Here is a 12531-nt window from a genome sequence, read left to right as displayed (position 1 = left end):
GAGGCTATAAGAGGTCAATTCCTACCAAATAAGAGAAAAATAGAAAAATCACCAAAAGGGGTTCGGAATGAAACTATTCTGAATCCCTTTTGTCTAAACCGGAAAAGATTTTTTAAATCAATACCCTATTACTTTTTTAAGAGAATGACTGAAAAATACTTTCGGCCATCCGCCGTTTTTATATGAACCTGCTTGTGATCTTCAGGATTTTTCGATTTAAAATCCACAAAAGCTCCACTAAGGTTTTCCGTTACCCGCTCTATTTGATAGCCTTGATTGATCAATATGTCAATTTGTTCCCTTTCGGCAAGGTATTCCTGATAATCCGACATAAATAACCCCCATTCTATATAAACGAGGCCACCCGCTTATCTGATTTTTACTTATACTTTTGAAGATGGATTTAGCATGTGGGAGACTAAACAGACATGCCCTCTTTTTCATAAACTGTCTGAACTCTTCCGTATTTTTCCCTTTTTAGGTATTTACCTTTGCCTGGTTGACCGACAAATTTCTTTTCCCTGATTACAAATTGGCCTCTGGATAAAACAGAGACAGGCTCGCCAGTCACTTTCATCCCTTCAAACGCATTATAGTCAACTGCCATGTGATGTGTTTCTGCTGATATGATTCTTTCTGCAGCTGGATCAAAGATCACGATATCCGCATCAGAACCAATTGCAATTGTCCCTTTTTGCGGATATAACCCGAATAATTTGGCAGCTCGAGTAGAGGTTATATCAACAAATTGATTAATAGAGATGCGCCCCTTATTGACTCCCTCAGAATATAAAATGCTCATACGGTCTTCTATAATAGGTCCGCCATTCGGAATTTTGGTGAAATCAGCTTTTCCAAGATCCTTTTGCCCTTTAAAATCAAAGGAACATTGATCAGAGCCAATAGTCTGCAGCTGCCCGTTTTTCAATGCATTCCATAATACATCCTGATGCCTTTTTTCCCTAAGCGGCGGCGACCAGACGTACTTAGCGCCTTCGAAGTTTGGCTTTTCTAAATAAGTTTGATCAAGCACCAAATATTGCGGGCAAGTTTCGCCCCAAATATCGAAGCCTTTATTTCTCGCTTCGATTATCCTTTCTACAGCATCCTGGCAGGATACATGGACAACATATAGCTGGGAATTAGCTAGGCCTGCCAGCTGGGCAGCCCTGCCTGTGGCTTCTCCTTCTATCTCGGGCGGCCGGGTTAACGCATGGTAAATCGGCTCTGTTTTTCCTTCCTCAAGAGCCTTTTTTGTTAAATAATCAATGACGTCTCCATTCTCCGCATGGACCATAACGAGCGCCCCATGCTCCTTGGCAGTGACCAATGTGCGAAAGAGTGTTTCGTCATCTGCCTGAAAAACATTTTTATAGGCCATGAACACTTTAAAAGAGGTGATTCCTTCCTCTTCAACTACATTAGGTATCTCTTGTAAAACATTCTCGTTTATTTCTGAAATCATCAAATGAAATCCATAATCAATAACCGCTTTATCTTTTGACTTATTATGCCAGGTTTGAATCGCGTTTTTTAATGGCTTTCCTTTATCGGTCAAACAGAAGTCTATGACCGTGGTTGTTCCTCCATAAGCAGCTCCTATCGTGCCGGTTTCAAAGTCATCCTTCGTAACGGTCCCCCCAAAAGGCATTTCTAGATGTGTATGTGGGTCAATCCCTCCAGGAAAAACATAAGAACCAGAAGCATTAATAACTTCAGCACCATCAGATACAAGGTTTTTACCGATTGCTGTGATTTTTTCATTTTCTATTAATATGTCTGCCACATAGGTGTCAGATGCTGTCACAATCGTACCGTTTTTAATTATTTTCTTCATCTTATTCCTCCCCTTATTTAACTAAATCTTTTTGGACCATCGCACTTAATGCTGATTGACGATCATTCCATGTCATTGGAGGTAAATCAGTTTTTAATTCAACCATGTCAATGGCCCCATCCACAGGACAAACAATTGAGCATAAATTGCACCCTACACAGTCATCCTCCCGAACTCGTAAATACGGGTCTCCATTCGGGTCCTGAAGAATATCAATACATTGATGTGACGTATCCTCACAGGCTATATGGCATTTGTTGCAGTTGATACAGACATCCTTATTAATCCTGGCTGCTATCTTATAGTTCAGATCAAGATTTCCCCAGTCTGAGTATCTCGATACAGACTTGCCTACCAAATCGTTAACAGAAGCAAGACCTTTTTCATCCAGGTAGTTTGACAGGCCTTCAATCATGTCTTCTACTATCCGGAAACCATGGTGCATTGCTGCTGTGCAAATTTGGACACCTGTTGCTCCCATCAGCAAAAATTCTACCGCATCCTGCCAATTGGATATTCCCCCTATACCAGAGATCGCAACATTAATTAACGGATTTCTTGCACACTCGGCTACCATATTTAAAGCAATCGGTTTCACTGCCGGGCCGCAATATCCTCCATGTGCTCCTTTTCCTGCCACATGCGGGATTGTATTCCACGAATGGATATCAACCCCAGCAAGGCTGTTTATTGTATTGATCATACTTATTGCATCCGCACCGCCCCTTACAGCGGCTTCTGCTGTGACAGTGATATCAGTTATATTAGGGGTTAATTTCACAATTACCGGAGTTGTGGCCGCTTCTTTTACCCAGAATGTCTGTTTTTCCACTAATTCCGGTACCTGTCCTGATGCAGAACCCATTCCTCTTTCAGCCATCCCATGCGGACATCCAAAATTCAACTCGAGGCCATCCACTCCAACAGCTTCAACCCGTTTAACGATTTCATGCCATTTTTCCTGTTTAGGCTCGACCATTAACGAAGCAATAATAGCATGGTTGGGAAATCTCTTTTTCGTTTCTAGGATTTCCTTTAAATTCACCTCTAGAGGCCGATCGGTAATCAATTCGATATTATTAAAGCCTGCTACCCTTTGGCCATTAAAACTGACAGCAGCAAAACGGGAAGAAACGTTGAGGATTGGATCACCTAGCGTTTTCCATACTGCTCCTCCCCAGCCAGCTTCAAAAGCCCTCTGGACTTGATACCCGGAATTTGTTGGGGGGGCGGAAGCCAGCCAGAAAGGGTTAGGTGACTTGATGCCTGCAAGATTAATATTCAAATCTGCCATTTTAAACCCTCCTTTAAGTTTATTTTTAATCTATTATTATTAAGGCATGTCAGCCAAGCTCGACAAAAGGATAAGCGGGCTTTCCTATGCCTTCACGATTAAATGTCTTATAATATTCATTTATGCAGTGGTTGCGAGGGGATCGCTAATTAGAATTTTATGAATTTCTAAGGCTGCCATCTTACCCTGCTGTGCCGCTGAAACAACCATTGCTTCTCCCTGGCCTTTTCCAAATATAACATCCCCGCATGCAAATACTTGTGATTTCGAGGTCTGGTATGATTCTTTTGAAAGCCTGACTACTCCATCACTATGCTCAAGTCCGAACTCTTCAATTAACTTTACATATCGGGATTGTCCAATTGCCGGTATTACCACATCAACGGGGATCAGATACTCTGAACCTTCGACTCTGAGAGGGCGCCGGCGGCCGTCCTTACCTGGTTCACTCAAAACCATCTTAACGCATTCTATCCCGGTGACTTTTCCCGAATCATCCGCTAAAATCCTGTTTGGTGCAGTTAACCAGTGAAACTCGACATTATCCTGTTTAGCAAAATCATACTCGAATTGGTAGGCTGTCATTTCTTCAATTGTTCTGCGATAAAGGATTTTGACGTTTTCAGCACCAAGACGGACTGAACAAGTCGCTGCATCAATCGCGGTATTCCCTGCCCCAATAACCGCAACCCGTTTACCGACGAATTCTCTTGATAATTCGCCTGTTTTGGTTTCTTTTACAAACTGAATCGCATCGTACACTCCCGGGAGATCTTCCCCTTCTATCCCCAACTTTGGTACCTCCGACATGCCTATAGCTAATACAACAGCATCGAAATTTTCCAGGAGTTCCTGTGCAGGAATATCTTTTCCTATTCGGGTGTTCGTGCGGATCTCAACATCTAAGCTCTTTACCTGCTCTACTTCCCAAAAGGAAATGGCTTGCGGTAGACGGAATGATACAATTCCATACGTATTTAATCCCCCTGGCTTTTCTTCGGCTTCAAATATGGTGACTTGAAACCCGAGTAAAGCCAGTTCCCGTGCAGCTGACAGACCAGCAGGACCGCCACCTACAACTGCAACGGATTTACCGTTCTTCTTTCCGGCTTTGAATAGAATCTGCTCATTTTGAATCGCCCAGTCTGTAGCGTAACGTTGAAGATTTCCAATCATAATTGGGGTTGTGGAATGATTAAGGACACAAGCCCCCTCACACAATTCTTCTGTCGGGCAAACCCGTGAACAGCTTGCCCCAACCGGATTGGCTGCCATGATTGTTGTTGCGGAGCCTTTTAAATTTCCAGATGCGATCTTTTTAATAAAGGTTGGTATATCTATATCCGTGGGACAAGCTTTAATGCAAGGAGCATCATAGCAGTATAAACACCGGTTAGCTTCTTCTATTGCCCGGCGGTTCGTTAAACCCGGTTCAATTTCTTCAAAATTCCTTTCTAAATGCTGCAAGGAAATTCTAGTCCCTTTACTCAATCACTATTCCCCCTTTATGCGTAAAAAGTTTTACTTACAAGAATTTCTATGGTAGAAGTGCCGTCATTTCCTGATAGGTTTCAGGTCTCCGGTCGCGGTAAAATTGCCATGCATCCCTTACTTCACGTATCAGCTTCTTATCCATTTCACCCACGATCACTTCATCACGGTCGCGGCTTGCCATAGCGACAAAGTTGCCCCTTGGATCAGCTAAATAGGACTGACCGTAAAATTCCCCCATATTCCATGGGGCTTCAAAACCTACGCGATTGATGGCAGCGATATAATACCCGTTGGCAACTGCATGGGCAGGCTGTTCCAGTTTCCATAAATATTCCGATGTTCCTGCAACTGTTGCGGAGGGATTGAACACAATTTCTGCTCCCTTTAGACCGAGCAGCCGTGCCCCTTCTGGAAAATGGCGGTCATAACATATATAAACTCCTACTTTAGCGTAGGCTGTATCGAATACTTGATATCCTAGATTGCCAGGTTTAAAATAATATTTTTCCCAGAAACCGTATCCTTGGTCCCCAGCATGGACGTGTGGGATATGGTTTTTACGGTACTTTCCTAAATAAGACCCGTCTGCATCAATAACAGCGGCGGTATTATAGTACGTTGCGATACCTTCCCGCTCATATATAGGCAAAATGATCACAACTTCCAATTCCTTCGCTAGATCCTGAAAAATCCTTACTGTCGGTCCATTTGGCACTTCTTCAGAAGCCTCATACCATTTTGGAGTTTGTTCGGCACAGAAATAAGGCCCATAAAATATTTCCTGAAGGCAAATAATTTGAGCCGATTTTGCTTTTGCTTCCCTGATATAGCTAATGTGCTTTTCAATTGCTTTTTGTTTGTGCACCTCTACCGGCTCATCACCATGAACGTCATTTGCTGCTTGGATAAGTCCGATCATCACTTTATCTGACATTTACAAACCCCTCCTCCGGTTAACCAAATCTCTAAATCTCCCAATCTTTAAAACATGTTTTATTCATTTTATAATTGAGGCCTGTTTATTTCATTACACAATCTGTAAGGAATGGACGATGTTTTTTATACAAAATGTAAAGCTTTTTTCATAAGCTAACTGCCTTTTTCAATCTTTAACCTGATACGCTGCTCCAAAAATAAAAACTAGTGGCCCGATTTTGAAAACAAACCCATGTGCTTTATGTTTTGATTAATTATTCTTGCTGATAATTCCTAATGCGGTTTGATATAAAAGCTCCGTACCGATTGCAATATCTTCATTCGTTGAATATTCAAGCGGGTTATGGCTTATGCCGTCTTTACAGCGGACAAAAATCATTCCATAATCGCAATAATTAGACATCACCAATGAATCGTGAAATGGCCCGCTCATTAATTCTGTCGGTGTATATCCCATCTTTCGAGCTGCGGCACGGATGGTATCCTTAATCCAGTCCGCACAATAACGCGGCTCAGTATTCGTATCTTCTGAAATAGCGACCTTTAGCCCGTGCTCGTCGGCTATCTTCTGAATAGCAATACGCAATTCTTTTTCATACCGGTTTCTCCGTTCCAATTCAATATCCCTTAAGTCAACTGTAAAGGTGACTTTTTCAGGAATGATGTTCCGGGAATTCGGGAACACCTGAATATTCCCGACAGTGGCTACAGTCGGACTCCCTGGTTCTTGTGATGCGATTTCATTAAGGGCAACGATTACTTTAGCCGAACCCAATAAGGCATCCTGGCGCATACCCATCGGCACGCTTCCGGCATGTCCCGCAAAACCTGTCATTTCAACGGTCAGCCAAAGAGGGCCGGAAATACCAGTAACGATGCCTACCGGTTGTTTTAAATTATCAAGTACTGGGCCTTGCTCTATATGTAACTCCAAAAAAGCCGCGATACTTCCTTTCTTATACTCGGATTCAGAAAATCTATCAGGATTACAGCCAAATTCAATTAAAGCTTGCCTCCTTGTGATCCCATCTTTATCTGTTCTGTCCAATTCGCCAGGTTCCAGATCTCCCCATATTCCTCTGACTCCAAAAATCCCTTTATTGAATCGGCAGCCTTCTTCATCACAAAAAGCAACAACTTCAACCGCTGCTTCAGGGACAATTCCTTTTTCTTTTAAGGTTTGTACCACTTCAAGGGCTCCCAAAACTCCGATTGCACCATCAAAGCGTCCGCCGTATGGCTGTGAATCGATGTGTGATCCTATCATAAGTATCGGCTTATTTGAATTCTCACCTTCTAATCTTCCTATCAAGTTGCCAAAATGGTCTATCCGGGTTTGCATTCCCGCTTCTTCCATCCATCCTTTCACAACATTGACTGCCAGCTTGTCTTCCTTGGATAAAGCTAAACGGCAAACCCCTGTGTCACCGATCTTTCCGATTTGTGCAAGCTTCTCTATCCGTTCATGTAATCTTTCTGTATTAATAGAATGAGTCTTGATCATAATTTCACCGCTTTCCAATTTTTTGCCTGTTGGCGATTCTAAAAGACACAGGTGAAGGGCCTGAGAAATTAATCAGACCCAGCACTATTCACCTGTTATTTTGTAAGAGCAGTTTCAGCCTGAGTGGCCTCAAGGTTTTGATTACCTTGACTCATAATCGTAATTTGCTCGTACTCTCCTTTTCTTAATACACTTTGATCGTTTCTCATTAAATAGGTATATGCCGCAATTGAGATAAATAACCCAAAGGTCCACGCATTATCCCACAGAAATCTTAGGCTTGGGATCAATAAACCCATGACGGGAATGACAACACCAATCACAAGAGCATAAATACCGTTTTTATTGTAACCGCTGCTATAGTTGTACCTGCCGCCGACTTCATATAACTGGCTAAGGGCCATTTGCCGTTTGCGGACTAGCCAGTAGTCAGCAATGGCAATGCCATCAATCGGGCCCAACAAGGCAGCATATACACCGAGCCAGCCAAAGATATAGTTGCCAAAATTAGACATAATATACCAAGGCTGCATAAGGATCGCTACTATTCCGGTAATCAGTGCCCCCATTGCGAATGTGATACGTTTTGGATTTAAATTCTCGACAGCACGGGCTGGTGCTACGATATTCGCACCAACATTGATCGTCAGGGAAGAAAGGACAATCACAATGGTTCCTAACAAGATAATGAATGGAGGAAACTTGGCAATCAGCTGTACTGGATCCCAAATTGCCTGACCAAATATTACAACGGTTGCTGATGTGACAGCTATACCAATAAAGGCAAAGATACTCATTGTTGCTGGCAGAGATATACTTTGAGCAACCATTTGTGATTTCTGGCTTTTGGCGTACCGGCAAAAATCAGGAATATTTAAGGCAAGCGTGGCCCAAAATGCGATAACACCAGTTAGAGCAGGGAAGAACACCTTCAAGAACTCTCCAGTGGAGCTGAACTTTGAGGGCTGCTCAAGAATTGGACCCCAGCCGCCGGATTGGGTAAATGCCCAAATAAGGAGGATGATTGCAGATATACCAACTACCGGAGCTGCTATTGCACCAAGAACTTTCATAGCTTGCGGACCTTTATACGCCACCCCCACATTCAGAGCCCAAAATAAAGCAAATACGATCGCGGTATGTCCAGGCAGGTTCGCCCAGGCAGTGAAGGAAGCGGATAATAAAGTATCGATCGCTCCAGTTCCAATCCATGTATTAATCCCAAACCACCCTGCTGCCACTATTGCACGTGCCAGGGCAGGAATATGTGCACCTTTATCACCGAACCAGAGCCTTGCAAACACTGGGTATGGAATTCCAAATTTTGTTCCTGCATGAGAGTTTAATAGGATAGGGATTAGGACGATGACATTTCCAAGAAAAATAGTTCCGACCGCCTGCCACCAACTCATACCTAAAGTAATTAAACCGCTTGCCATCGTATAGGCAGGGATACATAAACACATTCCAATCCATAAAGTAGCAAAGTTTATTCCTTTCCATGAATGTTCCTCCATCGTTGTCGGCCGCAAATCGTCATTCCACAACCCACTATCCTTTAGCTTTTCGGATACACCTTCTGTCAGAGTAACAATGCCATTTTGTTCAATTTGCGTTTTCATCTAAACCCTCCTTCTTATTGGACTTAACGACTCGGGTTGGCAGACATGATTATTCCTAATACCCCCTTCTTGAACATGTTGTTCGCCTCTTATTCTCAACCTGGCTGAAAGATAAAGAAACTGAACAAATCCAAATTCCCTTCAGACTTATGGCCATAATAACAGGCATTTCCGAAAAAAATCTTTCCATAGAGCTTTATTTAATTATAATTATTTTGAAAATTCATACATTACACAAAATGTAACATCCTTAGCATCGTTTTTTGGATGTTTTGTCTTATGGAGGATAAAAAAACATGATTGAATGGGAGAGGATGGCTGGATTTGGGAATCTAAATGAGTACAGTAAGAGAAAATAAAAATAACGGAAAGCAAAGAATGCTTTCCGTTTACTTGTTTTATTGCCGCCTTTAATTCCAACAACACTACATAACCAAAAATAATAAGCTACAATATTATTCAGTTGTCTGTTTTTTCCAATAATTATTAATAGCTTCCTTAAAAAACTGATTTAAATCCGATTGTTTTTGACTTTTTAGCCATTCGGCCTGGTCAATCGGCAACGTTAATTTTAAGCGAATGTTTTCATCAGGCATTTCAAATTGTCTTATTTCATATAAAGTAATACCCTCTTCTATTTGCGGAAAGGAAATATCGTTTTCAGTCAGTAATTGAAAGTCAGAATAATCGTCCAAGTCTTCCAGCTCACAATATAGATTAAGCTTAGGCAATCCACCGGCCACTCGCTGGACATGCATTATGGAATTTATCATTCTGCCATCCTGCAATTCTATTTCTAATATAAGATTTTCTACTTTTCCATACTTTCTTTCGGCGACTTCACTAACAATAATATCCAATTCCAAGGTGTATCTTGTAGCCGACTCAACAATATAGATAGCACTATTAAACAAATGGATTTCGTCGCCATCAATTTTTACAGACTTCACTATTGCCATAAAACGATCTCCCTTTGTATTATGAAGTTTAAACTCAACAACGGGGAAACTTATTATGAAAGTTATTATAAAACGTTATATAAACAATACTCATTTTATATTATGTATATCCTTTTTTAAAAGTAAAATCATTCCAAATAATAGAATTATAAATCAGCTGTGTAATCTATTTCAATAAGATCCCATGCCGTAATAAGACCTAAAGGTGCTTCGTGTGGCATTCCATTCTCCGTAATGATGATAATGCTTAAATATTGTTTATGCTTATGGGCTTTTTCAAACAAGTCCTCCGCTTCGAAAATATCAATATTTTTTTGGTACAAACATTATATGGTAATCTTTTTTAATAATCCGCATAATATCTGAAACTTTAACATTGGCCATTTCCACAAATGTATGTATCCCCGATGTTGCCATCCATTTGAGAATGGTACCTGCTGTCAGCATACCTATACATTTTCCATCATTATAGATAGGATATTTTGAATATCCATAATTTCTTATACCTTCAATAACCTCCATTATGCTATCGCTGTAATCATAGAAAACTACTTCTTTTGTAGCAATATTCAAAGCAAAATTTGGGCGTCAGGATTAAAGCGATTTTCTCTATATGATCCACTACTCTTTCATTTGGTTCGGCATTATAGTATCCGACCGCAACTTTCTCATGAACCATAGCATTTCTTAGCTTCGCATATTGTTCCAGATCTTTTTTATATGTATTTATCATTTGATGGTTTCTGGCTCCCGTTCTTAACAGCACCATAAACCTATTCTCATTTATATTAACAGCTCTCTTAAGAGCTTCATGAATTTGATTGAAACTGACTTCAAAGCGCTCGGATAATGAAGGTTTGGTTGCATTTTGCATCTTATTCACCTAGCTTCTGATTCTTCTATATAAAACTGCTTCAAAATAAAAACCACAATTGACAAAACCTTAGTAAAATCATTTTCATGTGTTTATTACTAAAGTATAAAATTTATTTTAAACAAACACTATCTCTTTTTTTCTAATACTGGAAAAAGGCAGTTTTTTTCTAGCCGATTACAGAATGCTTTAATCATCCAGTTATCACTTAAAAATAAAAACTATCCATTAACGTTCTAATGAAAAAAGAGACGGGAATTGATTCCCGCCTCTCGCCTATTAAACATATCAGTCATGAAAATTAGTGCCATCTGTCGATGCTTTTATTACTCCGGTGCGAATAACAAAATCACCGAAGTGTTCACCTTCCAGACGCTCTTTTGCATAACTCGGAAGAAGAACGCGGAGTTCATTCAAAATCTCTTCTTCACCAATGTTTTCACGGTACATTTTGCTTAAGCGGCTGCCGTCAAATGCAGCTCCAAGATACATATTGTATTTGCCTGGAGCCTTACCGATGAATCCAATCTCTCCGAGCGCATGACGTGCGCAGCCGTTCGGGCAGCCAGTCATGCGGATAGTGATTTCTTTGTCTCGCAGGCCGCTTTCATCAACAATTGTATCGATCTTATCAATCAGCGTTGGCAAATAGCGTTCTGCTTCTGCCATCGCTAAACCGCACGTTGGAAGAGCTACGCAAGCCATGGAACTGCGGCGAAGTGCTGAATATTGACTTCCATCCGTCAAGCCAAATCGTTCAATTAACTCACTGATCTGTTTCTTCTTTTGGCTTGAAACATTTCCAATAATCAGGTTTTGGTTAGCAGTCAAGCGGAAATCACCGGTGTGAATCTTAGCAATTTCCCGTAAACCAGTTTTCAGATTGTACCCATCAAAGTCTGCAATACGGCCGCCTTCAATGAATAATGTTAAATGCCATTTTCCTTGAATACCTTTAACCCAGCCATAGCGGTCACCGTTATGATCAAAATGGTAGTGTCTTGCTTCACCTAGGCTCCAGCCAAGACGATTTTCCAGCTCAGCTTTGACATTTTCCAGTCCAAGCCGGTCAACCGTGTACTTGAATCTGGCATTTTTACGGACGGAACGGTTTCCGTAGTCGCGCTGGATTGTTATTATTTTCTCAGCTACGTCATACATTTGGTCAGGCGTACAGAAACCGATCACCTTGCCTAGCTGAGGGTAAGTTGCTTTGTCACCGTGCGACATCCCCATGCCGCCGCCGATTGACACATTAAATCCGATAAGCTTTCCATCTTCAACGATCGCAATGAACCCAAGGTCCTGTGAAAAGACATCGATATCATTGGATGGAGGTACAGCGATCCCGATTTTAAACTTACGCGGCAAATAAAGCGGGCCATACATTGGTTCTATTTCTTCTACTTCAGGTGTACCTGCCACCTTTTCTTCATCCAGCCAAATCTCATGATATGCTCTTGTACGCGGCAGTAAATCATCGCTTAATTTTTTCGACCATTCATATACTTCCGCATGGATCTCAGATTGAAATGGATTTGAGGCACACATGACATTTCGGTTCACATCACCGCATGCCGCTATCGTATCCAAAAGCGCCGCATGAATTTCCTGAATTGTCTTCTTCATATTCCATTTTAAAATCCCATGCATTTGGAATGTTTCTCTTGTAGTCAGTTTCAAGGTGCCATTGCCATATTTATCTGCCAGCTCATCCATAACAAGCCATTGAGATGGTGTTGATACACCACCCGGCATACGGACACGCAGCATGAACTGATAAGCAGGCTCAAGCTTTTGCTTCTGGCGCTCATTTCTCAGGTCGCGATCGTCCTGCAGATAACTGCCGTGATGCTTCATTAGACGATTGTCATCATCTGGAATCCCGGCGCTTATCCGATCCAGCATCACTTCCTTCAGCGTACCACGCAAATAGTTGCTTCTCTCTTTTATCTCCTCAACATCGCTTGGCTTGCCTTCCGGCGCTTTTAAAATTGGATTCACCATGTTG

Annotated in this window: 12 protein-coding genes; all 12 read right to left on the bottom strand. The window is 41.5% G+C overall.

Annotated features, from left to right (window positions below):
• Positions 1-128 precede the first annotated feature (128 nt).
• Positions 129-332 (bottom strand): hypothetical protein, encoded by a 204-nt coding sequence (locus tag CVD28_RS17220; protein ID WP_101594141.1) that lies wholly within the window; start codon positions 330-332, stop codon positions 129-131.
• 86 nt (positions 333-418) lie between these two features.
• The gene (hydA, locus tag CVD28_RS17215; protein ID WP_101594139.1) at positions 419-1837 is read right to left on the bottom strand and encodes a dihydropyrimidinase; all 1419 of its coding nucleotides are present in this window, start codon (positions 1835-1837) and stop codon (positions 419-421) included.
• 13 nt (positions 1838-1850) lie between these two features.
• Complete coding sequence (preA, locus tag CVD28_RS17210) at positions 1851-3131, bottom strand: NAD-dependent dihydropyrimidine dehydrogenase subunit PreA (protein ID WP_101594136.1); 1281 nt, start codon at positions 3129-3131, stop codon at positions 1851-1853.
• Between the two features lie 120 nt (positions 3132-3251).
• A complete protein-coding gene (locus CVD28_RS17205; protein WP_257985899.1) occupies positions 3252-4622 on the bottom strand; it encodes an NAD(P)-dependent oxidoreductase in 1371 nt (456 codons plus the stop codon).
• Between the two features lie 46 nt (positions 4623-4668).
• The gene (locus CVD28_RS17200; protein WP_101594133.1) at positions 4669-5559 is read right to left on the bottom strand and encodes a nitrilase-related carbon-nitrogen hydrolase; all 891 of its coding nucleotides are present in this window, start codon (positions 5557-5559) and stop codon (positions 4669-4671) included.
• Between the two features lie 252 nt (positions 5560-5811).
• Positions 5812-7065 carry a M20 family metallo-hydrolase gene (locus CVD28_RS17195; protein WP_101594253.1) on the bottom strand — a complete coding sequence of 418 codons (1254 nt, stop codon included), beginning with the start codon at positions 7063-7065 and terminating at the stop codon, positions 5812-5814.
• A 95-nt stretch (positions 7066-7160) separates the two neighbouring features.
• Positions 7161-8687 carry an NCS1 family nucleobase:cation symporter-1 gene (locus CVD28_RS17190; protein ID WP_101594131.1) on the bottom strand — a complete coding sequence of 509 codons (1527 nt, stop codon included), beginning with the start codon at positions 8685-8687 and terminating at the stop codon, positions 7161-7163.
• Between the two features lie 455 nt (positions 8688-9142).
• Positions 9143-9646 (bottom strand): hypothetical protein, encoded by a 504-nt coding sequence (locus CVD28_RS17185; RefSeq protein WP_101594129.1) that lies wholly within the window; start codon positions 9644-9646, stop codon positions 9143-9145.
• A 146-nt stretch (positions 9647-9792) separates the two neighbouring features.
• Positions 9793-9969, bottom strand: coding sequence for a hypothetical protein (locus tag CVD28_RS28180; RefSeq protein WP_180954200.1), 177 nt, complete (start codon positions 9967-9969; stop codon positions 9793-9795).
• Positions 9950-10168, bottom strand: coding sequence for a CBS domain-containing protein (locus tag CVD28_RS29325; RefSeq protein ID WP_101594126.1), 219 nt, complete (start codon positions 10166-10168; stop codon positions 9950-9952). The genes CVD28_RS28180 and CVD28_RS29325 overlap by 20 nt, the downstream gene beginning before the upstream one ends.
• A gap of 16 nt (positions 10169-10184) precedes the next feature.
• Positions 10185-10520, bottom strand: a complete 336-nt coding sequence (locus CVD28_RS17175) for a hypothetical protein (RefSeq protein WP_101594124.1) — start codon at positions 10518-10520, stop codon at positions 10185-10187.
• A 288-nt stretch (positions 10521-10808) separates the two neighbouring features.
• A complete protein-coding gene (gene cysI / locus CVD28_RS17170) occupies positions 10809-12527 on the bottom strand; it encodes an assimilatory sulfite reductase (NADPH) hemoprotein subunit (RefSeq protein ID WP_101594121.1) in 1719 nt (572 codons plus the stop codon).
• Between the last annotated feature and the right edge of the window lie 4 nt (positions 12528-12531).

The organism is Bacillus sp. M6-12 (assembly GCF_002860285.1).
In the GTDB taxonomy this organism is placed as follows: Bacteria; Bacillota; Bacilli; order Bacillales; family DSM-1321; genus Peribacillus.
Note: the sequence above shows the minus strand (reverse complement) of the source record. Positions and strands in the feature narration are given on the sequence as shown.

Excerpts from the sequence above, each read along its gene's own strand:
- preA (WP_101594136.1), bottom strand. The coding sequence starts at position 3,131 with ATGGCAGATTTGAATATTAATCTTGCAGGCATCAAGTCACCTAACCCT.
- CVD28_RS17185 (WP_101594129.1), bottom strand. The coding sequence starts at position 9,646 with ATGGCAATAGTGAAGTCTGTAAAAATTGATGGCGACGAAATCCATTTG.
- cysI (WP_101594121.1), bottom strand. The coding sequence starts at position 12,527 with ATGGTGAATCCAATTTTAAAAGCGCCGGAAGGCAAGCCAAGCGATGTT.
- CVD28_RS17175 (WP_101594124.1), bottom strand. The coding sequence starts at position 10,520 with ATGCAAAATGCAACCAAACCTTCATTATCCGAGCGCTTTGAAGTCAGT.
- CVD28_RS17200 (WP_101594133.1), bottom strand. The coding sequence starts at position 5,559 with ATGTCAGATAAAGTGATGATCGGACTTATCCAAGCAGCAAATGACGTT.
- hydA (WP_101594139.1), bottom strand. The coding sequence starts at position 1,837 with ATGAAGAAAATAATTAAAAACGGTACGATTGTGACAGCATCTGACACC.
- CVD28_RS29325 (WP_101594126.1), bottom strand. The coding sequence starts at position 10,168 with ATGGAGGTTATTGAAGGTATAAGAAATTATGGATATTCAAAATATCCT.
- CVD28_RS17195 (WP_101594253.1), bottom strand. The coding sequence starts at position 7,065 with ATGATCAAGACTCATTCTATTAATACAGAAAGATTACATGAACGGATA.
- CVD28_RS17190 (WP_101594131.1), bottom strand. The coding sequence starts at position 8,687 with ATGAAAACGCAAATTGAACAAAATGGCATTGTTACTCTGACAGAAGGT.
- CVD28_RS17220 (WP_101594141.1), bottom strand. The coding sequence starts at position 332 with ATGTCGGATTATCAGGAATACCTTGCCGAAAGGGAACAAATTGACATA.